Annotated in this window: 15 protein-coding genes; 4 read left to right on the top strand and 11 right to left on the bottom strand. The window is 72.3% G+C overall.

Going from position 1 to position 22,196, the window contains the following annotated elements; translation table 11 throughout:
- Window positions 1-153 precede the first annotated feature (153 nt).
- On the bottom strand, window positions 154-3,039 hold the full coding sequence (locus ACFULQ_RS39165) for a hypothetical protein (RefSeq protein ID WP_383553698.1): 2,886 nt from the start codon (window positions 3,037-3,039) through the stop codon (window positions 154-156).
- Window positions 3,040-3,490: 451 nt separating this feature from the next.
- On the bottom strand, window positions 3,491-5,149 hold the full coding sequence (locus ACFULQ_RS39160; protein WP_383553696.1) for an alpha/beta hydrolase: 1,659 nt from the start codon (window positions 5,147-5,149) through the stop codon (window positions 3,491-3,493).
- A gap of 240 nt (window positions 5,150-5,389) precedes the next feature.
- On the opposite strand from ACFULQ_RS39160, the gene ACFULQ_RS39155 reads away from it, so the two are divergent.
- The 4 genes from ACFULQ_RS39155 to ACFULQ_RS39140 all read left to right on the top strand — a co-directional run bounded on the left by ACFULQ_RS39155 (window position 5,390) and on the right by ACFULQ_RS39140 (window position 10,473).
- Window positions 5,390-7,594 (top strand): MMPL family transporter, encoded by a 2,205-nt coding sequence (locus tag ACFULQ_RS39155; protein ID WP_383553693.1) that lies wholly within the window; start codon window positions 5,390-5,392, stop codon window positions 7,592-7,594.
- 94 nt (window positions 7,595-7,688) lie between these two features.
- On the top strand, window positions 7,689-8,924 hold the full coding sequence (locus tag ACFULQ_RS39150) for a sensor histidine kinase (protein ID WP_383553690.1): 1,236 nt from the start codon (window positions 7,689-7,691) through the stop codon (window positions 8,922-8,924).
- 84 nt (window positions 8,925-9,008) lie between these two features.
- Window positions 9,009-9,824: an inositol monophosphatase family protein gene (locus ACFULQ_RS39145; protein WP_383553687.1), complete on the top strand. Its 816-nt coding sequence runs from the start codon at window positions 9,009-9,011 to the stop codon at window positions 9,822-9,824.
- A gap of 118 nt (window positions 9,825-9,942) precedes the next feature.
- Window positions 9,943-10,473, top strand: a complete 531-nt coding sequence (locus ACFULQ_RS39140; RefSeq protein WP_383553684.1) for a TerD family protein — start codon at window positions 9,943-9,945, stop codon at window positions 10,471-10,473.
- Window positions 10,474-10,502: 29 nt separating this feature from the next.
- Here the strand turns inward: ACFULQ_RS39140 and ACFULQ_RS39135 are convergent, their stop codons facing one another.
- The 9 genes from ACFULQ_RS39135 to ACFULQ_RS39095 all read right to left on the bottom strand — a co-directional run bounded on the left by ACFULQ_RS39135 (window position 10,503) and on the right by ACFULQ_RS39095 (window position 22,041).
- Complete coding sequence (locus ACFULQ_RS39135; RefSeq protein WP_383553681.1) at window positions 10,503-12,416, bottom strand: glycoside hydrolase family 15 protein; 1,914 nt, start codon at window positions 12,414-12,416, stop codon at window positions 10,503-10,505.
- A 131-nt stretch (window positions 12,417-12,547) separates the two neighbouring features.
- Window positions 12,548-13,762 carry an acyltransferase family protein gene (locus ACFULQ_RS39130; protein WP_383553678.1) on the bottom strand — a complete coding sequence of 405 codons (1,215 nt, stop codon included), beginning with the start codon at window positions 13,760-13,762 and terminating at the stop codon, window positions 12,548-12,550.
- A 578-nt stretch (window positions 13,763-14,340) separates the two neighbouring features.
- Entirely contained in the window at window positions 14,341-14,562 is a 222-nt protein-coding gene (locus tag ACFULQ_RS39125; RefSeq protein WP_383553675.1) for a hypothetical protein, read from the bottom strand.
- A 101-nt stretch (window positions 14,563-14,663) separates the two neighbouring features.
- Window positions 14,664-15,098, bottom strand: a complete 435-nt coding sequence (locus ACFULQ_RS39120) for a hypothetical protein (RefSeq protein WP_383553672.1) — start codon at window positions 15,096-15,098, stop codon at window positions 14,664-14,666.
- Between the two features lie 123 nt (window positions 15,099-15,221).
- A complete protein-coding gene (locus ACFULQ_RS39115; protein ID WP_383553669.1) occupies window positions 15,222-15,989 on the bottom strand; it encodes a polysaccharide deacetylase family protein in 768 nt (255 codons plus the stop codon).
- 174 nt (window positions 15,990-16,163) lie between these two features.
- The gene (locus tag ACFULQ_RS39110; protein ID WP_383553666.1) at window positions 16,164-17,273 is read right to left on the bottom strand and encodes a DUF3533 domain-containing protein; all 1,110 of its coding nucleotides are present in this window, start codon (window positions 17,271-17,273) and stop codon (window positions 16,164-16,166) included.
- Between the two features lie 75 nt (window positions 17,274-17,348).
- Window positions 17,349-19,787, bottom strand: a complete 2,439-nt coding sequence (locus ACFULQ_RS39105; RefSeq protein ID WP_383553663.1) for a SpoIIE family protein phosphatase — start codon at window positions 19,785-19,787, stop codon at window positions 17,349-17,351.
- A 418-nt stretch (window positions 19,788-20,205) separates the two neighbouring features.
- A complete protein-coding gene (locus tag ACFULQ_RS39100) occupies window positions 20,206-20,508 on the bottom strand; it encodes an SCO5918 family protein (RefSeq protein ID WP_383553660.1) in 303 nt (100 codons plus the stop codon).
- Between the two features lie 90 nt (window positions 20,509-20,598).
- Window positions 20,599-22,041: a DEAD/DEAH box helicase gene (locus ACFULQ_RS39095; RefSeq protein ID WP_383553657.1), complete on the bottom strand. Its 1,443-nt coding sequence runs from the start codon at window positions 22,039-22,041 to the stop codon at window positions 20,599-20,601.
- Window positions 22,042-22,196: the final 155 nt, after the last annotated feature.

The raw sequence follows: 22,196 nt of genomic DNA, 5'->3' as shown, positions 1-22,196 counted from the left end.
GCTTCTGCGCGTCCAGGAGTGCATGCACGGGAACGCCCGCCGTCGGTCCGGTGACTGACGACGGGCGCTCAGTAACGGCTTTTAGGGGCGCGGGGAACTGCGCGACCAGCCACGACGGCGCGTCAGACGGGAGACAACCGTCGCGGCACTCACCTACCGCTTCACCGGTACCGGTGCCGGTACCGGTGCCGGTACGAAAGCCAACGCATCCCAGGCGATCGACGCATCCCCCGTCCCGTCAGCCGTGGCCGAGCTCAGCGACACACTCGGCGTCCCCTTGAAGTCGTACGACCCCAAGGAAACCCACGCGTTCTTCCCACCCGTGTCCTGCGAGATCGTCTTCTCCACGACCGTCCCGTCCCCGAGATCGATGCGATACGCGGCCGACGGCGTGTTCGCCTCATGGTCGGGCAGATGCACCAGAACCTCCGCCGACCCCACCACCTCCCGGTCCAGAGTCCAGGTACCCGTGACCACCGAGTCGGTATAGGCCGGCACCCGCGTGTGCGTCAGCCAGAAGTGCCCACCGAACCCGGCCCCCAGCTGATGGAAGTCGATCTTCGAGGGGTAGACGGTCGCCCCGTTCTGCCGCGCCGACCCGAAGGTGAACGTCAGCGTGCCCCGGCTCCGCCAGTTCCTCTCACCCGCACAGGGGTTGGCGGACCCGACCCGGAACTTCACCGTGTCCGGCACGTCGTCCACGATCAGGGCGTTGGCCGGGAGCCTGGAGGAGCAGGCCGCCGGGTGCGGCGCGGCGACCTTCGGCTCGGGGTCGGTCACCGCGTACTTCAGCACCTCGGTGCCGCAGGTGGCCGTGCAGTCGGTCCAGCTCACCGGCTGGTGCCACCAGCACTTGAAGTCATCCCGCTGACAGGGCCCTTCGGGCTGGCTGGAGCCCTCGACCTTGCGCGGCTTGGTGATGTCGCAGTCGTTGACCGCCGGCTTGCAGAACGTGTCGTGCGCGGGCTCGGCCGCAGGCGCGCCGCCGGGCCAGTCGCCGACGGTGAACGCCCTGACGGTCGCCCCGGTCGCCGGGTCCGTCTTCTGCTGGGAGTAGGCCGCCCAGCCGAGCACCCGCTCCGGGTACGTCCATAGGTTGGGGGTGCGGGCGTCGTCGTAGCCGGACGACAGGAACATCGTGCGGTCGGCCGGGTAGAGGCCGTTGGCCGGGTTGTTGAACCAGCCCAGGCCCCACGGGTCGCTGGCGTCGGTCGAACTGGGCAGGTTGAGGCCGCTGTTGTAGGCCCACAGCGCGAGCCACCAGTTCTCCAGGTACTTCGGGTCACCGCCGTTGACGAGCAGGCCCCGGTCGTAGAGCTGGTTCCACTTGTCCTGGAGTATCTGGAGACCCGCGGCGATGTTGGCCGCGTAGTCCACGGTGATCGCCCGCTGCTGCTCGGCGGTGTAGACGGTGTCCGCCTTGGCCATGCCGCTGGTCACCTGGGCGATGCCGTAACCGCAGTCCGCCGCCGCCCAGTTGACGGTGTGGACGCTGCCGGCGTTGCCGTAGTAACCGCCTTGGATGAAGTTGCCGCTCTCGCCCGCTGCCGCCCGGGAACTGGCCTGGAGCAGGTTGGACTCCTGGGAGAGCACCCCGAGCATGACCTGCGCGGGGACTCGGCCGCCGCCCTTGAGCGGGGTGGACGGGAACAGGCCCTGCGGGGTGTACGAGGGGAGCTCGCTGCCGTTCCAGCCGCTGCGCCGGCGCACGTCGAGTTCGCCCCGCACGGCGAGGTCCGTCGCCCACTCGACCTGCGCGGTCGAGGGCTGGAGCGACTGGAGCTTCGGGTCGTTGCGGGTGACGGCGCAGGCGCGGTCGGGGTCGGTGGTGGAGGTCGACGGGTCGTCGTCACCCGGGGTCATGCTGTCGGTGTGCACCCCGTCGGACAGGGCCGGGGACTGCTCGGTGCCCTGGGCCGCGGCCTTGGGCACGACCTTGAACCCGACGCTGCTGTCGCTGCCGGGCAGCACGGCGTCGATGCCGACGGGCTGTGCGGTGTCCGCTGTGGCGGCCTTCCTGCCGCCTGCCGCCTCGGTGCCGTTGCCGACGGAGGTCAGCGCGAGGGAGCCGGTGGTGGAGACCTCGGCGAAGGCAGGCACGTCCAGCGTCCGCCAACTGCTGGGCAGCTCCTTGGCCTTGACCGCGTGCTCGGCGTCCTGGCCGGTCACGAAGACCCGGCCGCCGTTGCCGTGCACCGCGAGGGAGCCCAGCGTGCCGGAGCCGAGGAGTTGGTCGGCGCCCACCGAGGTGACCCGGCGCACCTGGACCCGCTCGCCGTCGGGCACCTGGTAGGCGAGCCCGCGGTGCGCGTCCGGCACCAGCCGGAAGGGCGTACCGCCGGTTCTGGCGAGGGCGGTGGTCGTGCCCTTGGCGTCCACCGAGACCACGGCGTCGCCTCGGGCGGCCGCGATCTCGTTCCCGAAGGGCACGGCGGAGGTCAGCTGACCGGCCACGGTCTGCTGCCGCACCAGCTTCGCCCGCGCGGTGTCGACGGTGAGCAGCTCGGTGTCGTCGCCCTGGGGCCGGGTCAGGACGGCCTGTTCGCCGTCGCCGCAGCCGGGGTTGAAGTAGGCGAGGGAGACCAGCTCGGGCAGCTTGGTCACCCTGCCGTCCGCGAGGTCGACCACGGCGGCGAACGCGCCCTGCTGGAAGGCCTGTTGGTCGTTCACGGCCTGCCGGGGCGCATAGACCACGACGGCACGGTCGCCGGATCCGGTCACACAGGTCTGGCCGATCCACTGGTCGGTCTCGATGCCCGGCTCGGACAGGGTGGCCGCGGTGTGCCACGTGTAGGCGTCGGCCGCGTCGGCGACCAGGACGTGCAGTCCGGTGCCGTCACCGTCGTAGGTGACGATCCGGTCGCCGGACTTCTGCCAGCCGGAGGGGAGTTGCGAGGTGTCGGTGACACGGTCGCTCGGGCTCGGGGCCGGGTCGGCGGGGTCGGTCAGGGCCGCGGACGCGAGAGGGGCGACGAGGGTCAGGGCCACCAGGGACAGACCGGCGGACGCGGCTATTCTCCCGCGCCGGCTTTTCGGCACCCAGCGGTGCCGTCCTCCTGGATATTCACGAGTGGTACGCAAGGAATTCCGCCTGGATTCATTTGTGAAGGTCGGTCACCGGCAACGGAGTTCCCCCAGGCCGGTGCGGCGGAAGCTATCAGTCCGGAATGGCGGCAATGGGTGGCGTGGGTGATCTACCGGCCGGTATCCACGAAAAGTCCACGGAAATCAAACAGCGATTTTCCATTTGTTGCCGTCCCTTTGGACAGGCAAGGCACTCGTCTCGGCACGCCGGCGGGCCCTCCTCCCTCCGGCTCACCGCGCCCAGGGACCGGGTGCCGCTCGCGCCGCCGGACGGTGAAGGCGGGCGCGGGCTGCGGCTCGTGACCGATCACCGGAAGGGAAACCCCCTCATGTGTTCGTCGGAACGCCGACTGCCCCCACCCACGACGGATCGGGCAGGGGCAGTCGGTCCGGAGGGTCCGGACGGTCAGCGCAGTGAACCGATTCGGTCGACCCGCTCGTTGACGCCGTTGCGGAGTTCCGAGAGCGTCGTGCCGGGCGGGGCCAGCGTCGGCGTGGACGACGGCGGCTGGGTCTCGTCCGCGCACCTCGTGCCGCGGGCCGGGACCTTCAGGTTCACCAGGTAGTCGGTGATCGCGTCCGTCGCGCAGGCGCTGCGGTTGAACGCGGTGTGGCCCTCGGCCTCGAAGGTGAGCAGGCGGCCGTTGTCGAGCTCACGGGAGAGCGCCACCGCGTCCTGGTACGGGGTGTCCGGGTCACCGGTGTTGCCGATGACGAGGATCGGCGCGGAGCCCTTCGCCCGGAAGGAGCCGGAGTAGCGGCTGGTGTGCTCGCCCTTCCACTGGACGCAGGCCGTGGCGTGCTGGTGGTCGTAGGTCGGCGGGCCGTACGCCATGGCCGGGCCCAGCAGCGGGGCGAGCCTGGCGTTGGTGGTGACCTGGCGCTTCAGCAGGGCCGGGTCGCTCGGGTACTTCTTGTCGACGCACTCGACCACGACGTTCGGGTTGAGGAAGTCGAAGCTCGCCGGGGACGGCGGCCGCAGCAGGAACGACGTGTTGTCCCGCAGCTGCGCCTTGCGCAGGGCCTCACCGAAGGACGGCCAGATGACCTTGCCCTCGTTGATGTTGAACATCAGCCGGTAGACGAGGGTGTAGCCGTTCGCCTGGCCCCCGTTGGCGGTGGGCACCGGGTTGGCGTCCAGGTCGGCCTTCAGCTTCTCGAACGCCCCGCGCGGGTCGCCGTCACCGAAGCCGCAGGTCGCCTGGTTCGCCTTGCACCAGTCCAGGAAGCGGCTCATCGCCCCGTCCAGGGCGAGGTACTGGGGCCGGTCGTAGGCGTAGGGCTGATGCGTGTAGTGCTCCGGGTCGTACGCCCCGTCGAGCGCGAGCGCCCGCACCCGCTTGGGGAACATCGCGGCGTAGACCGTACCGATGTAGGAGCCGAACGAGCGGCCGTAGTAGGTGAGTTGCTGCTCGCCGAGCGCCTGGCGCAGCAGGTCGATGTCCCGGGCCACGTACTGCGTGCCGACGTACGGCAGCAGGTCGCCCGCGTTGTCCTGGCAGCCCTGGTCGAAGTCGGCGGCCTGGCGCACCGCGGGCTCGTAGGCGTCGGGGCCGGGGGCGCCCTTGGCGGCGGTGACGGCCCGGGTGTAGGTCGGGTCGTCCCAGCACACGACCTGGGAGCTGCGGCCGACTCCGCGCACGTCGTACCCGAAGACGTCGAAGTTCTCGCGCAGGGCGGCCGGCAGGTCGTCGTAGTTGTTGCGCACGAAGTCCACGCCGGAGTTGCCGGGACCGCCCGGCTGCGCGAACAGCGTGCCCTTGCGCCGGGTGGGGTCGGCGGCCTTCTTGCGGATGACGGCGAGGGTGAGGGTCCTGCCCTGCGGCTCCCGGTAGTCCAGGGGCACTTGGGCGTTCGCGCACTCGAAGCCGCCCTGACAGTCCGACCAGGTCAGGGTCGGCACGGTCGGTGCGGCGGGCGGTGCGGGCGTGGTCTGCGGGGCCGCCGACACCGGCGATCCGGCCGCCGACACCGGCGACGCGGCCGCCGACACCGGCGACGCGGTCCAGGCCACGGCGAGCGCGCCCACGGCGGCTCCGGCGAGTCTGAGTCGTCTGAACTTCACTGCTGCTGTTCCCCCTTGGGGCTGGTCAAGCCTCAATGACGTGGTGCTCTCACAGAGGGAACACAGCAAAACACGCGCCCCGGTTCCCCCTGGCCCGGGGTAGTCCCTGCGGCCTACGCGGAAGCCGTCACGTACTGCGTTGCGAGTAGCGGGAAATGTCGGCAGGCGCACGACGATTTCGCGGCCCTCGTCCCGACAGCCTGGACGGACCGTCCGGCACCAGATGTGGAGACCCTCGCCGTGGCTACTTTTCTCTATCGCGTGGGCCGCCTGGCCTTCCGGCGACGCTGGTACGTCGCCCTGGTCTGGGCGGCCGTCCTGGCCGCCGTCGGGCTGGGCGCCCTGAAGGCGCCGGGCGCGGCCGACGAGGAGTTCTCGATGCCGGGCATCGAGTCCCAGAAGGCGTTCGACCTCATGGAGCAGCGCTTCCCGGGCGCCACCGCCGACGGCGCGACCGCCCGGGTCGTCTTCGTCGCGCCGAACGGTGAGAAGGTCACCGCCGCCGAGAACAAGAAGGCCGTCGAGACCGCCGTCGCCGAACTGGCCGACGGCTCCCAGGTCGCCTCCGCGGTGAACCCCTTCCAGGCGAAGGCGGTGAGCAAGGACGGCACGACGGCGTACGCCACCGTCACCTACAAGGTCGCCGCCAACGACCTCACCGACGCCAGCAGGGACCAGCTGGACAAGGCCATGGACGAGGCCCGGGACACCGGGCTGACCGTCGACGCGGGCGGCACCGCCATGGACGACGGCGGCGGCGCGGGCGGCGCGGCCGAGGTGATCGGTGTGGCGATCGCCGCGGTCGTCCTCCTGGTCACCTTCGGCTCCCTGGCCGCCGCCGGACTGCCGCTGCTGACCGCGATCGTCGGCGTCGGCGTCAGCATGGCCTCGATCCTCGCCCTCTCCGACGCCCTCGGCCTGTCCACCACCACCGGCACCCTGGCGATGATGCTGGGCCTGGCCGTCGGCATCGACTACGCCCTGTTCGTCGTCTCCCGCTACCGGGAGGAACGCGGCAAGGGCCGCGCCCCCCAGGAGGCCACGGCCCTGGCGGTCGGCACGGCCGGCTCCGCCGTCGTCTTCGCCGGGCTCACCGTCGTCATCGCCCTCGCCGGGCTGGCCGTCGTCGGGATCCCGATGCTCACCAAGATGGGCCTGGCCGCGGCGGGCGCGGTCGTCGTCGGCGTACTCGTCGCACTGACCCTGGTCCCGGCCTTCCTCGGCTTCTGGCCGAACGCGGTACTGCGCCGCAAGGACCGCAAGCAGGGCCGCGTCGAAGCGGAGGCCAAGGACAACGGCGGCACCCGCTGGGCCCGGTTCGTGCTGCGCCGCCCGCTGCCCGTGCTGATCCTCGGCGTGGTCGGCCTCGGCGCCCTCGCCCTGCCGATGACCTCCCTCCAGCTGGGCATGCCCGGCGACGAGGCCAAGTCCACCTCCACCACCGAGCGCCGCGCCTACGACGCGCTCGCCGAGGGCTTCGGTCCCGGCTTCAACGGCCCGCTGACCGTCGTCGTGGACGCGAAGGGCGACGACGACGCCAAGGGGGCGGTCTCGACGATCGCCCAGGAGATCGGCGCGACCGAGGGCGTCGTCTCGGTGTCCCCGGCGCGCTTCAACGCCTCCGGCGACACCGCCGTCTTCTCGGTGGTCCCGTCCACCGCGCCCACCAGCGAGAAGACCAAGGACCTCGTCACCACCATCCGCGACGAACGCCCCGGCCTGGAGTCCGGCACCGGCTCCACCTTCGAGGTCACCGGCACCACCGCGCTGAACATCGACATCTCCGAGAAGGTGCAGTCCGCTCTCGTGCCGTACCTGATCGTGGTGGTGGGCCTCGCGATCGTGCTGCTCCTCGTGGTCTTCCGCTCCCTGCTGGTCCCGCTGAAGGCGGCCCTCGGCTTCCTGCTCTCGGTCCTCGCCTCCCTCGGCGCGGTCGTCGTGGTCTTCCAGGAGGGCCACGGCGCCTCCCTGCTGGGCGTGGAGACCACCGGCCCGATCATGAGCCTGATGCCGATCTTCCTGGTGGGGATCGTCTTCGGCCTCGCGATGGACTACGAGGTCTTCCTCGTCTCCCGGATGCGGGAGGCGTACGTCCACGGCGAGACCCCCGCCGAGGCGGTGACCTCGGGATTCCGGCACAGCGCACGGGTGGTCACGGCCGCCGCGCTGATCATGATCGCGGTGTTCGCCGGGTTCGTCGGCGAGACCGAGTCCATGATCAAGATGATCGGGTTCGGGCTCGCGTCCGCCGTCCTGCTCGACGCGTTCGTCGTGCGGATGGCCCTCGTCCCGGCCGTGCTCGCCCTGCTCGGCCACAAGGCCTGGTGGCTGCCGAAGTGGCTGGACCGGATCCTGCCCCGGGTGGACGTCGAGGGCGAGGCGCTCACCAGGGCCGCCGACACCCCCGCACCCGCCCCCGCCGGCCAGGAGGCGGCCCACGTCTGACCCCCACCCCCCACCGGGGCCGCCCGTGTCGTACGGCACGGGCGGCCCCCTTCGCTCACCATGGGTCCCTGAGCCCCACGCACCGGAGTACACGATGACCACGAGCATGGAGCGGCGCTACGCGGACCGCCTGGAGGACCTGTCGGACCGCCACCCCTTCCTCGTCGACCTGGCACTGGTCCTGGCGCTGATGGGCTCCGCGACGCTCGGCGCCTCGCTGACGCTGCCCGGTGCCGAGCCCCCGCCCCCGGACGACGACACGCTGGCCGTGGCCCTCATGGGCGTGTCCTGCCTCGCCCTGCTCAAGCACCGCACCCACCCGCGCACCACCGTCGTGGTCAACGCCGTCTGCGCCGCGATCGTCATCTGGCAGGGGTACCTCCTCACCCCGCTGCTGCTGGGGCCCGTCATGGCGTCGCTGTACTGGCTGGCCGCCCTCACCGAGCGCCCCACCATCCGCGTCTACGGCTTCACGACCATGGGCGTGCTCACGGTCGCCGCGGCCGTCTCCGACTCCATGGACCACATGTCGCTGCTCCTGCGGACCATCGGCCCGGTCTTCTGGCTGCTCCTCCCGCTCGCCGCCGGCACCATGACCCGGCTGCGGCGCGCCTATCTGGCGGCCACCCAGGCCCGCGCCGAGCACGCCGAGCGCACCCGCGAGGAGGAGGCACGCCTGCGGGTCACCGAGGAACGCATGCGGATCGCCCGGGAGTTGCACGACGTGGTCGCCCACCATCTGGCCCTCGCCAACGCCCAGGCCGGCACCGCCGAACACCTCGCGCTGACCAACCCCCCGCAGACCAAGCGGATCCTGCACGACCTCACCGGCACGACCTCCTCCGCCCTGCGCGAACTCAAGGCCACGCTGGGCCTGTTGCGGCAGACCGGCGACGACGGCTCCGCCCCGCTGGAACCTGCCCCCGGACTCGCCCGGCTGCCCGAACTGGTCTCCTCGTGCGCCTCCGCGGGGATCACGGTCACCGTCACCACCGACGGGGAGCCGCAGCCGCTGTCCCCGGGCGTGGACCTCACCGCCTTCCGCATCGTGCAGGAGGCGCTCACCAACGTCACCAAGCACGCGGCCACCCACAGCGCGCACGTCCGGTTCGCCTACGCCGGCACCCGTCTGCTCATCACGGTCACGGACGAGGGATCGCGCACCGACTCCGGCGCCGAGCCCCCGAAGGGGTTCGGCGTGATGGGGATGCGCGAGCGCGCCCAGTCCGTGGGGGGCGAACTGCGGGCGGGGCCGCGCCCGGAGGGCGGCTTCGAAGTGAGCACGGCACTGCCCCTGCAGCCCGCGGTGAGCGGCGAGGAGACGGTGTGAGGTGCTCGGGAGCGGGCCAGGCGCCATCCGGGGTTCACCGCGAGGTCGTCGGCCACCGGACCCCGTGCCCCTAGTGTGGCCGGCATGGCTGACGTGGATCAGGACCTGGCGGACGTGGATCTCGACCGGGCACTCAAGGTCGCGACGGACCTCGCGGACTGGGCGTCCCGGACGATCCGGCGTCCCCGTGACCCCGGTGCCGAGGTGCGGGAGAAGGACGGCCCCGCGGACATCGTGACCGCCACCGACGAGGCCGTGGAGACCCACGTCCGCGAGGTGCTCGCGCGGGCCTTCCCCGAGCACGGGATCGTCGGCGAGGAGTACGGCACCACCCAGGGCTCCGCGGGCGCCCCGCACTGGGTGGTCGACCCGGTCGACGGCACCACCAACTACGCCCACGGCCTCGGCTGGTGCTCCTTCTCGCTGGGCCTGGCCGCCGCCGACGGCACCCCGCTGCTCGGCGTGGTCGCGGACCCGTGGCGGGGCGAGACCTTCACCGCGGTCCGGGGCAGGGGGGCCTACCTCAACGGCACCCGCACGCACGCGGCCGCCCACACCACCCTCACCGGCCATGTCTTCCTCACCGAGTGGGCGGCGCACGCGCACTGGCCCGGCATGGACACCCTCCTCGCCGAACTCGCCGCGCGGCACTGCACGGTCCGGGTCATGGGCTCCACCGCGCTCTCCCTGGCCCAGGTCGCGGCCGGCCGGGCGACGGCGGCCGCGATCGGCGGCTTCCACGCGGTCGACGGCCTCCCGCCGCTGCTGATCGCCCTGGAGGCGGGAGCGGTGGCGGTGCCCGAACTCCCTTCGCACAACCAGCCGTTGCTCCTCGTGGCACCGGGCGCGGCCGAGGAGACGACCGGCCTCTGGCACCGGTCGGGGGCGGCCGCCGGGTGACGGCTCCTGGGGGAGATCTGACCAGGAGATGACCGCCAGTGAGGTATCAACGAGCTGATCAGAGCACATACTTCAGCAAGCGGGAGGGTCCCGGGGCACTCTGACGGGGAGCGGCTTGATGCATGCCGACGGCGCGGGTCTGGGCAAGGTCGAGGTACGGCTGAAGTGGGACCCCAGTCCCTACGGGGAGCCCGCCCGGCACCTCGACATCATCGCCGCGACCTACCGGGCGGACGACCCCTACGGCCGCCCCGAGTACGTCGTCTACCACGAGAACCGCGCCCCGGACGGCACCATCAACATGACCCGGCACAGCGAGACCGGCCTCGGCCTCGGCTATGTCGAGGTGCTCCAGCTGGAGTTCGAGCGGATGGTGTCCGCCTACGGACGGGTCGTCGTCGGGGTCGCCATCCACCAGGACGGCGGCCCCCGCACCTTCGGCGACCTGACCCACCGCGGGGTGCTCGTCGTGGAGGGCTACCGCCAGCTGCTGGCCGACGACTTCACGGGCGTCGCCGACGCCACCGCCGCCACGATCGCGGAGTTCACCAGGGACGCCTCGGGCGGCTGGCACTTCAGAGAACTGATCCGGGGCTTCGACAGCAACCCGGCGGGTTTCATGGCGGAGATGGGCAGCGTACGGGGCTGAGGCGCCCGGCACGCGTCTTCCCGGCCGTCTCAGCCACGCGTGCCGCCCCCGCCCGTGGGCTCGCCCGGCACCGTCAGACCGTGCGTCGCCGGACGCTCGTCGTGGTCGTGGCCCGGTGCGGCCCGTGCCTTCTCCAACTCCTCGTCGAGTGCCATGGCCGCCGTGACCAGGGCGAGATGGGTGAACGCCTGCGGGAAGTTGCCGAGTTGCTCGCCCGAGGGCCCGATCTCCTCGGCGAACAGGCCGACGTGGTTGGCGTAGGTGAGCATCTTGTCGAAGGCATAGCGGGCCTGGTCCAGCCGGCCGCCGCGCGCGAGGGCCTCGACGTAGAAGAAGCTGCACAGGTTGAAGGTGCCCTCGGAGCCGCGCAGACCGTCGGGGGAGGCCGTGGGGTCGTAGCGGTAGACGAGGCTGTCGCTGACCAGGTCCTCGCCCATGGCGTCGAGCGTGCTCAGCCAGTCGGGATCGCGGGGCGAGACGAAGCCCACGCGCGGCATCAGCAGCAGCGAGGCGTCCAGCACGTCGGTGTCGTAGTGCTGCACGAACGCCTGCCGCTTGTCGTGCCAGCCGCGTTCGACGATCTGGCGGAAGACCGCGTCCCGCGCGCCGGTCCAGCGGGTGACGTCGGCGGGCCGGGAGAACGTGGTGGCCGCGCGGACCCCCCGGTCGAAGGCCACCCAGGTCATCAGCCGGCTGTAGGTGAAGTCCTGCCGCCCGCCCCGGGTCTCCCAGATCCCCTCGTCGGGCTGGTCCCAGTGGTCGGCCAGCCAGTCCAGCACATCGGTCAGGGCGTGCCAGCCCCGGATCGCACCGATGTCCCCGCCGACGATCAGCGCGTCGGACGCCTCGCCGTAGATGTCGAGTTGCAGCTGGTCGGCCGCCGCGTTCCCGGCCCGCACCGGGCGGGAACCCCGGTAGCCCTCCAGGTGGTCGAGGGTCTCCTCGGTCAGGTGGGGGTCGCCGTCGATCCGGTACATGATCTGGAGCGGGTCCGCCGAGGGCGGCCTCCCGGTCTCGATGCGCTCGCGCAGCCAGCGGCGGAAGGCGTGCGCCTCCTCCTCGAAGCCCAGGTCGATCAGTGCCCGCACGGACAGCGACGCGTCCCGGACCCAGGTGTAGCGGTAGTCCCAGTTGCGCTCCCCGCCGATCTGCTCGGGCAGACCCATGGTGGCGGCGGCGATGGGCGCTCCGGTGGGGGCGTACGTGAGCAGCTTGAGCGTGATCGCCGACCGGTTCACGATGTCCTGCCAGCGGCCCCGGTAGGTGCACTTGCGCAACCACGACAGCCAGAAGGTACGGCAGGTCTCCAGGGCGTCGGCGACCCCTTCCAGGGACGGGTGCTGGGGCGCCGGGTCCCCGCCGGGCGTGCTGGTGAGCACGACGGCCGCCGCCTGACCGGCGGAGAGGGTGAAGCGGGCGCTGATGTCGTTGCCGTCCTCGTGGAAGACGACCCCGGGCGTGGACTGGAGGTGCAGATCGGTCCCCGGACCGTGGAAGACCGCGGAGTGCTCACCGGTCCGCTCGAGTGTGTGCGGGGCGCGACCGTAGTCGAAGCGTGGCTGACAGCTCAGCGCGAAGGGCAGGCTGCCCCGTACGACCCGGGCGACCCGCAGCAGTCGGTGGACGTCCGTCGGGGCCGCGGAGTCGTTCGGCACCATGAAGTCGGCCACCTCGCCGACTCCGCCGGGCGCCATGAACCGGGTCACCAGGACGGCCGTGTCGGACAGATACAGCTGCCGGACGGTCATCTCGTCGTCGTCGGGGTACTCGGCGGCCAGGCGGCAGTGGCCGCCCCTCTCACTGTCGAGGAGGGAGGCGAAGACGCTGGGCGAGTCGAAGCGGGGTGTGCACCACCAGTCGACGGTTCCGTCGGACGACACCAGGGCGGCGGTCTGGAGATCGCCGACCATGCCGTGTTCCGCGATGGGCGGGTACCGGTTCACCTGGGTCCCCCTGTTCGGTACGGACGCCGTCACGCCACGGCGGGCAGCCGTCACGGACCTGTGCACGCCAGCCTTCGACAGGCCCGTCACGGTCGCCTCACCCCGGGCGGGTGAAACCCCGCGCCTGGGCCCTAGGTCGTCGCCGCGGCCGGCACCGGTACCGGGCGCGGTGCCCTCGCCCGGTGCGCCCTCCTCAGGAACGGTTTCTCGATGACGTAGTAGGAGAGAAGCGCCATCAGCAGCGTCAGCACCACCGTCGCCGCCAGTCGGCCTTCCTGGACGCCGACGGAGGCGAGGAGCCGTACGACCGGGTAGTGCCAGAGATAGACGCCGTAGCTGAGGTTGCGGCCCACCCAGGCCAGGGGGGTCAGGGCCAGCAGCCGGGACAGCCCGGCCTCGGGCCGCAGTTCGAGCGCCGCGACCAGCGTGGCGGACAGCGCGGCCACCGCCAGGAACCCGATCGTGTAGTAGGCGGCCGTCCAGCCGCCGAGGTCCTCGGTCACCGGCACCTGCCAGGCGACCAGGCCCAGCAGCCCGACCGCCGGCCAGGCCAGCCGTCCGGCCCAGGTGCGCAGGAGGGCCAGCCGGGGGTCGTCGGCCCGCAGCCGTGCCAGGGCCACGGCGACCAGGGCGCCGGCCAGCAGCTGGTCGGCGCGGGTGTCGGTGCCGTTGTAGATGCGGTGGGCGGCGTCGGGGTTCCACAGGACGCAGCGCCACAGCAGCGGCAGCACGCACAGGGCCGCGGTGCCCAGCAGGACGGTCCGGGCCCGGAACCGGCGCAGGAGGAAGAGCAGGGCGAGCGGCCACAGGAAGTAGAACTGCTCCTCCACGGCCAGCGACCAGGTGTGCGCGAGCGGCGCGGTGAGGTCGGAGTAGGGGCCGGACTCCATGGCCCGTACGACATTGGTGAGGAAGGCCGCCGACAGGCCCGCGGCCTCCAGGGAACCCTCGAAGCCCCACAGCGAGGTGGTCGTGCCCAGCACCGCGCAGACCGCGCACACGGCCAGCATCGCGGGCACGAGCCGCAGCCAGCGGCGCCGGTAGAAGGAGAGGAGGGAGATGCCGCCGCGGCGGACGTGCTCGGCCAGCAGGAGGCGGGTGATGACGAAGCCGCTGATGGTGAAGAAGACGTCCACGGCGACGGCGCCACCGGGCAGGGCGTTGGGCTCCACGTGGTGGACGATGACCAGCGCGACGGCGAGGGTGCGCAGACCGTCCAGGCCGCTCACCCGGCCGGTGCGGGAGACCGCGGACGGAAAACCCCGGCTCGCAGGGGGTGCGACCGGGGCTGGGGGTCTGGCGACGCCGACCGCCGCATCCGCTTCCTCCCGCTCCGTTTCCGCCACGTCCGCCGAGTCCGGTGCCTTCGCCCTGAAAGAGATCTCTGCTCACCTGCCCGCTGATTCGAGTAATCCCGGTGCGCCTAACCGGAAATCACGCTGACATGCCTCACTGGGCACCAGCTGTGCGGAATCACCGCGAAGTCACAGGTCGAACACAGGGTGTGCTCAGTCACACCGATGCGGGTGGCGGTGCGCGGGCCGTATGCGGAATCCCGCGGGGGCAGTGCGCGTGTTGATCGTCCAGGCCTTCGCGGGGCGGGCGAAGGCGGGCGCGGCGAAGGTACGGCCGGCGGAGGTCCGCGCGCACGTCTGCGACACCTACGTCACGTGACGCACGGAAAGGAGCTCACGGGGCAGCACTGTGCGGCCTCACCGTGTCGCAGGTGAGGCGGGGCCGGCCCGTCGGGCGGAGGCTAGGCCGCTTCGGGGCGGGGGAAGGTCTCGTCCTCTTCGTCCCCGAAGTCCGGGGCCTGGAAGGGGTCGGTGGTGAGGGGCGGCAGGGCCGCGGGGGTGCGCTGGGACTGCCCCTCAGGGGCGGAGAACAGCGAGGTCAGATCGATGGGAGGAGCTCCTTGCTGCTCTTACAGCTTGGTCATCTTCGGGTACGGGCTGAGAATCCTCATCTGCGACGAGCCGAAATCCACGAGTACCGCGATTCCGTCCTCGACGCCGAGCACCCGGCCGAGACCGTACATGTCGTGCGTGACCTGGTCGCCCACGGCGAAGTGCTTCGGCGCGGGCGCGACCGGGGCCTTGAAGGGGCTGGTGGGCAAATGACGCTTCGGTGCGGCAGGTTTAGTCATCGTCCTCAGTATGCGCCTACGACGGCCCGCCCGTCGCCGCCTGTCCAGGACCGTTGCGAAGACGGGATGCACGGGAGCCCGCACAGCGCCCTGCCGCGCCCCTATCCCGCGCGCTCGAGCGTCAGGTCACAGCGGAGGGGTTCGGCCTGCCACAGGGCGGCAAGCTGGGGATACGACCGGAGGGAGCTCCGGATCCCCCCGAGCGCGGCGGCCCTGGGCACGCCGATCCCGTCGAAGCGGAACCCGGTGTCCTGGCGGCCGAGGCTGTCGAGGTCCGCCCATGCGGGATCCTCCGCGAAGACGAGCTGAAGCTCCACCTGCCAGTACTCCGGCTGCCACTCGAGCCCCTCGGGCCCATGGCCGGCGGACACGGCAAGCTGCCGGCCGAAGGACAGAGCGGGCCGGCCATCGTTCCAGTCCCACCGACCCCACTGGACGATGAACCCGTCACCGTCGTCCTCAGGCCCTTCGATCCCGTCGATCCCGACCTGGAGAAACTCACAGAAGGCACCCCACGCGACCTCGACGTCCCGCACGGCGGCGGGCTCCACTCCCCGCCGTCTCAAGATGCGTGCGAACGTCTCGGCGCTGGACTGCCAGGGGATGGGCATGCGGGATGCTGTCGCCGCCGGGCTCGGGGAACCTGGACCGACGTTTCCTCACCGGACCGGGAAGCCGAACACATACCCCTCCGTGCGGAGTTGGGGGAGGAGTTGGCGTAGGGCCTCCACCGTTTCCCCGCGGTCGCCGCCCGCGTCGTGGAAGAGGATCGTCGGGCCGTTCCGGAGTTCGTGTTCGACCGTGGTGATGATGGCGGCCGTACCGGGGCGTTCGAAGTCCTTGGAGTCGACGTTCCAGCCCAGCGGGCGCATGCCCCGGGAGGCGGCGAGCTTGCGGCTGTACGGGGTGAAGGCGCCGCCCGGAGCCCGGTAGTACAGGGGGCGCACGCCGCCCGACGCCTCGGTGATCATGCGTTCGGCGTCGAGGATCTGCTGGGACTGGTACGCCTCGGACTTCTTGTCCATGGTCGTGTCGTGGGACACCGAGTGGTCGCACAGCCGGTGCCCGGCCGCGACCACCCGCTTCACCAGCTCCGGGTGGGCCTGCGCCTGCGTGCCCACCATGCAGAACGTCGCCTTGACCCCGTACTGGCGCAGCACGTCCAGGACTTGCGGCGTCCACACCGGGTCCGGACCGTCGTCGATCGTGATGTTGACGCCGCGCGGCCCCTTGTCCGAGGCGTGCACGATGGTCACGTCGACCGGCTTCACCGCGTCCACCGGCCTGGCCGACGCCGTCGCCTTCGGGGACGAGCCCACGGCACCGGCCTGCGCGGTCCACACCGAGGCGCCGGCGGCGAGCAACGTCACCCCGAGCGCCGCCCCGAGCACCTTGCCGTACCAGCCCCGCCCGCCGTGCCGCGCCATGTCCGCCCCACTCTCCCGCAGTTCCGCCGATCACCGTGTCTCCGGGTGACCAACTGGCAGGACGAGTGGGGACGGTCATGGGATGCGTCCGTTACCGATCAAGGACAATCCCGGGGTGGTTCCCGGACAACCGGAACCGGACAACCAAGCGAGCCTCACGCACAGGCCCCTGCGTCAGGCCGTCGCCGCCGATGCCGCGGGCGCCGCGCTCCCCTGACCCGCGCCCGCCCCCCGCCGCTCCCGCCACCACGACGCCCCCCACGCGAGCACCGCTCCCCCGACCGCGTACGCGCCCAGCACCCACAGGGCCCCGGCCGTCGCGTGGCCCGAGAAGTACGCCGTGTTGCGGACCAGCGTCGTGCCCGCCCCCGGCGGCAGTGCCTGGCCGATCGCGCTCCAGAAGGGCGGAAGCAGCGGGGCCGGGTACACGCCGCCCGAGCTCGGGTTGCCCAGGACCACGAACAGCAGGATGACCAGGCCCGTGCCGAGCAGCCCCAGCAGGGTCTGGAGGGCGAGCGCCGTCGCCGCCGAGGCCATGACCACCAGCGCGCCGATCGCGCTCAGCGCCCAGAAGTGGCCGCTCAGCGCATCGAACACCGGCCCCACGATCACCGCTCCGGCCACGCCCGAGACCACCGCGTACAGAAGGAGGGCCCCGAGCCGGATCAGGGTGCGCCGGCGGTTGGCCGGGCGGGCGCCCGCGGCCATGCCCATGATCGTGGCGGTCAGGTAGCCTCCGATCACCCAGCCGAGGACCAGGTAGAAGGACGTCATGCCGCGGCCGTCCCCGGAGTTGGGGGGCCGGATGTCCGTCACCGTGATCCGGCGCTTCTCGGACGCCTCGATCTTCTGGGCGATCTGGGTGGCCGTCTGGGAGACCGACGGGCCGCCCGCCGAGGCGACCAGGAGGGTGTCCTCGGTGCCCTGCGGGTCGAAGAGGAAGGCCGCGTCGGTCCTGCGGGTCATGACCCACTCGCGGGCCTCGGCCGCGGACGCGGCCGTCGTGGCCTTCACCGGCTCGCCGTCCAGCGCGTTGAGCTGGGCGACGATCTTCGCGGCGGCCTGCTGGGGGGCGACCACCGCCACCGGGATGCGGTGCGGGGTGGGGGAGTGGAAGGCGCCGACGTACGAGAGGATGAAGGCGAGTTGGACGAGCAGGCCGCCGAGCACCAGGCCGAAGGCCCGGAAGGTGACGGCGTCCTTGAACTCGTCCGCGAAACCAGGGGACTTGGGCTCCGGCTCGGGGGAGGGGCCCTCGGGGGCGGGGGTGGAGGGTGCGTTCACGGGCGCATCGTCGCACAGGTGGGTGAAGTTGCCGTTCCGTTTGTTGTCCCGGATGAACCGGACAACTCGGGAGTCCTAGCCCGGCACCCCCAGCTCCGCCCAGATCGTCTTCCCGGTGGCCGTCTGCCGGCTCCCCCACCGCTCCGCCATCTGCGCCACAAGCAGCAGCCCCCGCCCGCCCTCGTCGAACACCCGCGCCCGGCGCAGATGTGGAGCGGTGCTGCTGCCGTCGGACACCTCGCAGATCAGCGTGGAGTCGTGGATCAGCCGTAGGACGATCGGGTCGGCGCCGTAGCGGACCGCGTTCGTGACGAGTTCGCTGACGATCAGCTCGGCGGCGAAGGACGCGTCCCCGAGGCCCCATGCCATGACCTGCTCGCTCGCCGCCTTCCTGGCCCGCGACACCGCCGCCGGATCGCGGGGCAGATCCCAGGTGCGGACCTGCGCGGTGTCCAGGGCGGAGGTGCGGGCCAGCATCAGGACGATGTCGTCGGCGGGGCGGGCCGGCAGGACCGTCCGCAGGACCTGGTCGCAGGTCTCGTCCAGGGGGCCCGCCTTCTCGGCCAGTGCCCCGCGCAGCAGGTTCAGGCCGACCTCGATGTCGCGGTCGGCCGCCTCGACCAGGCCGTCGGTGTACAGGGCCAGCAGACTGCCCTCCGCCAGCTCCACCTCGACGGACTCGAACGGCAGGCCGCCGAGGCCGAGGGGCGGGCCGGTCGGCAGGTCCAGGAAGCGGACCTCGCCGTCGGGGGTGACCACGGCCGGGGGCGGATGGCCGGCGCGGGCCATGGTGCAGCGGCGGGAGACCGGGTCGTAGACGGCGTAGACGCAGGTGGCGCCCACCTCGCCCGGGGTCGGTGTCCGGGCCGCCGGGCCGCCGCGGGTCTCCGGCCCCTCCTCCCGGTCGAGCCTGACCACCAGGTCGTCGAGCTGGGTGAGGAGTTCGTCGGGGGCGAGGTCCACGTCCGCGAGGGTGCGCACGGCCGTCCGCAGGCGGCCCATCGTCGCCGAGGCGTGGATGCCGTGGCCCACCACGTCACCGACCACCAGGGCGACCCGGGCGCCGGAGAGCGGGATGACGTCGAACCAGTCGCCGCCCACGTCTGCGCCGGAGCCCGCGGGGAGATAGCGGTAGGCCACCTCCATCGCCGCGAGGTCCGGCGGGCGGTCGGGCAGGAGGCTGCGCTGGAGGGTCAGGGCGGTGCGGCGTTCGTGGGTGTAGCGGCGGGCGTTGTCCACGCTGACCGCCGCCCGCGCGACGATCTCCTCCGCGAGCAGCAGGTCGTCCTCGGTGAACGACTCCGCCGTGCGGTGGCGCAGGAAGTGCACCAGGCCGAGGGTGACCCCTCGGGCCCGCAGCGGCACCATCATCGCCGAGTGGATCATGTACCGGGCCACGGTCTCGGCGCGGGCCCGGGACGACTCGACCCAGGCCCGCATCCCCGGGTCCCCGGGGGCCGGCAGGGTGCCGCGGCCGGCGATCAGGGCCCGCATCGGGGGCGTGTCCACCGGGTAGAACGTCGTGCCGCCGGACGGCACCACCGACTCCGGGCAGCCGTCGAGGACCGAGCGCTGCGCGGTCCGCCGTACGGTGACCGGCCGGTCCGGCGGGACCGGTTCCGGTTCGTCGCCGAGCGCCACCGACTCCAGCAGGTCCACGGTGACGAAGTCCGCGAAGCCCGTGACGGCCACCTCGGCCAGCTCCTCGGCGGTCCTGACGACGTCCAGGGTGCTGCCGATGCGCAGGCTGGCGTCGTTGAGGACAGCGAGGCGGCGGCGGGCCCAGTACTGCTCGGTGGTGTCGAACACGGCCGCGGACACGCCCCGCACCGCCCCGCTCTCGTCCTTCAGCGGCGACAGGAACATCGACCAGGCGTGGCCCCGGACCTCGCCGGGGGCCTGCCCGAAGTTCTCGTGGAAGACCGGCTCACCCGTGCGCAGCACCTGCCGCTGGAGGTGGTCGTACTCGTCGAAGGGCGGGTTCGGCTCGATCTCCCACAGGGTCAGACCGCGCATCTCGGCGAGGGTGCGGCCCATCACGCGGGTCATGACCTCGTTGGCCGTCACCAGCCGCGCCTCGACGTCGTAGACCGCGACCGGCACGGGCAGCTGCGCGAGCGTGAGGTCCCACAGGGCCTCGGCGGTCGGCTCGGAGGGCTGGGACACGCGCTCCGGGGCGGCGGGGGTGACCAGCCACGGCCGCGCGCCGTCGCCGTCCGTGAGCGGTGTGCCCTTCAGCCGTACGACGACACGGTCGCCGTCGCGGTGCCGCAGCGCCACCTCGGTGGCCCAGCGCCGGCCCTGGGCGACATTGCGGCGCGCGGACTCGGGCAGGTCGGCCGCGAGCAGGTCGGCCGCCGGACGTCCTACGACCTCCTCGGCCTCGTAGCCGAGCAGCTGCCGCGCCCCGGAGCTCCACACGGTGACCGTCCCGCCGGCGTCGACCACGACCGCCAGGTCCTCGGGTACGGATCCCTCCACGGTGCCTCCGGATGTGCCGCGCCTGCCGTCCATGTTCCCAGCGTCCCGCCGCACAGTCCCCCACTCAAGCGATGCCGCCCGCCCCCGACGCCCCTGCCGCAGGGAGCCGCAGTCTTGCACGGAGCACCGGTGGCGGGGAACGGAACGGAGGGATCCCGGGAACCGGCTTGCCGAGCTGCGGCTGCGCCGACACGGGCGACGGGCCGCCGAGCCCGGTTGCAGAGCGCCCGGTGAGGGAGGGGTTCGCGTGCGGTACACCGGCGACAAGGACGTCCACTGCGGCGACCGGGCCTGCCGCAAGCGGGTGCGGGCCGTCCGCTGCCCGCGCTGCCAGGGGCGGGTCGGCCCCATGACCACGTGCGGGCGAGAGGGTCCGGGCGCGGGGGAGGGATGTGTGGCCGCGAACCGCACGGGGGGCGGGATTCGCGGCCACGGGCCTGCCGGGGGGAGGTCAGCCCAGCGGGGTGTCGGCCCACGGCAGGGACGCCGACGGGTCGTTGAAGGCCTCGGGGCGCGGCGGCCGGACCTCGTGGCAGGTGAAGCCGAGCCGGGTCAGGGCCCGGCTCACCTCGTTGGCGGTGAAGTCCCTGCGGTCCTGCCGGGTGATCACCTGACCGACCTGCTTGACCGGGTACACCTGGGCGCCCACGGTCACACACGGTCCGGTGGCGGGTTCGGGCTCGACGCCCTCCATCGACCTCTCGACCTCGCTCATGGTCAGGTCGAAGGGGAAACGGGCGATGACGATGCGCATGGCACCTCCACGGGGAGCGGTCGGAACGGGGACGGTGAGAACGCCCAGGGTGCGGCCCTGTTCGTCTCCTTCTGGGAGCGGGTCGTACGGCTAGCGGGGGGTGCGCGCGGGACGACGGCGGCCCCGGGCGGAGCGGCTGCCACGGCCGCGTGCCGCGGTCCCGGTGCGCTGCGCGGGCTCGGCGGCGGCCGGTGCGGGGAGGGTGACCGGGACGCCGGAGGGGGTGCGGGCGCCGGTGATGCGGTTCAGCTCGGCCTCGCCCGGGCGCACCCGGGTGATGCGGGCGGAGATGCCGGCGTCGGACATCAGACGGTCCACCGCGCGCCGCTGGTGCGGCAGGACCAGGGTGACGACGGTGCCGGACTCGCCGGCGCGTGCCGTACGGCCGCCGCGGTGCAGGTAGTCCTTGTGGTCGGCGGGCGGGTCGAAGTTGACGACCAGGTCGACGTCGTCCACGTGGATCCCGCGGGCCGCGACATTGGTGGCGACCAGGACGCTGACCTGGCCGTCCTTGAACTGGCCGAGGGTGCGGGTGCGCTGCGGCTGGGACTTGCCGCCGTGCAGCGCCGAGGCCCGCACGCCCACCGACAGCAGGTGCTTGGCCAGCCGCTCCGCCGCGTGCTTGGTGTCCAGGAACATGATCACGCGGCCGTCGCGGGCGGCGATCTCGGTGGCGGTGGCGTGCTTGTCGTCGTCGCGGACGTGCAGCAGGTGGTGCTCCATGGTGGTGACGGCGCCCGCGGACGGGTCGACCGAGTGCACCACCGGGTCGTGCAGGTAGCGACGCACCAGGAGGTCGATGTTGCGGTCGAGCGTGGCCGAGAACAGCATCGTCTGGCCGTCGGGCCGCACCTGGTCCAGCAGGTGGGTGACCTGCGGCAGGAAGCCCATGTCGGTCATCTGGTCGGCCTCGTCCAGGACGGTCATGGCCACCTGGCCGAGCTCGCAGTCGCCGCGCTCGATGAGGTCCTTGAGCCGTCCCGGCGTCGCCACGAGGAGCTCGGCACCGGCCCGCAGCGCGGACGCCTGGCGGCCGATCGACATGCCGCCGACCACGGTGGCCGCGCGCAGCCGCAGCGCCTTGGCGTAGGGCGTGAGGGAGTCGGTGACCTGCTGGGCCAGCTCGCGGGTCGGGACGAGGACCAGGGCGAGGGGCCGGCGGGGCTCGGCGCGCCGGCCGTCCAGGCGGGCCAGCAGGGGCAGCCCGAAGGCGAGGGTCTTGCCGGAGCCGGTGCGGCCGCGGCCCAGGACGTCCCGTCCGGCCAGCGAGTTCGGCAGGGTGGCCGCCTGGATCGGGAAGGGCTCGGTCACGCCCTCGGCACGCAGCGCGGCCTGGAGCCGCTCGGGCAGGTCGAGGTCGGCGAACGCCTCCACCGCGGGCAGGGCCTCGGTGAGCGTGGTGGGCAGGGTGAACTCGCCGCGGGGTGCGGCGGCCGTACGGGGGCGCTGGTGGCCGGTGCCACGGGAGCGGGCGCGGGAGGCGCTGTTCCTGCTGTTCCCGTTGGTGTTTCCGGTATGACGGGTGCGGTTCATGGGTGGGGAACCTTCCTCGATGCGTGCGGCACGTGTCGAGGAATTCCTCCGGGGCGCGGCGAAACCGCACGAGAATTCGCAAGAAAGAGCCGGGGAGAAAGCGAAGCAAACAGTTGCGGGCAATGGGCTGGGGCCCGCACCCAAGAGTGCGGGCC

The sequence above is a fragment of the Streptomyces sp. NPDC057253 genome (assembly GCF_042669125.1).
GTDB lineage: Bacteria > Actinomycetota > Actinomycetes > Streptomycetales > Streptomycetaceae > Streptomyces.
This window is presented reverse-complemented; position numbering and strand designations above follow the sequence as displayed.

Bases quoted from the DNA above. Each gene is read 5' to 3' on its own strand.
- ACFULQ_RS39150 (WP_383553690.1), top strand. From the start codon at position 7,689: ATGACCACGAGCATGGAGCGGCGCTACGCGGACCGCCTGGAGGACCTG.
- ACFULQ_RS39145 (WP_383553687.1), top strand. From the start codon at position 9,009: ATGGCTGACGTGGATCAGGACCTGGCGGACGTGGATCTCGACCGGGCA.
- ACFULQ_RS39140 (WP_383553684.1), top strand. From the start codon at position 9,943: ATGCATGCCGACGGCGCGGGTCTGGGCAAGGTCGAGGTACGGCTGAAG.
- ACFULQ_RS39125 (WP_383553675.1), bottom strand. From the start codon at position 14,562: ATGACTAAACCTGCCGCACCGAAGCGTCATTTGCCCACCAGCCCCTTC.
- ACFULQ_RS39115 (WP_383553669.1), bottom strand. From the start codon at position 15,989: ATGGCGCGGCACGGCGGGCGGGGCTGGTACGGCAAGGTGCTCGGGGCG.
- ACFULQ_RS39105 (WP_383553663.1), bottom strand. From the start codon at position 19,787: ATGGACGGCAGGCGCGGCACATCCGGAGGCACCGTGGAGGGATCCGTA.
- ACFULQ_RS39100 (WP_383553660.1), bottom strand. From the start codon at position 20,508: ATGCGCATCGTCATCGCCCGTTTCCCCTTCGACCTGACCATGAGCGAG.
- ACFULQ_RS39095 (WP_383553657.1), bottom strand. From the start codon at position 22,041: ATGAACCGCACCCGTCATACCGGAAACACCAACGGGAACAGCAGGAAC.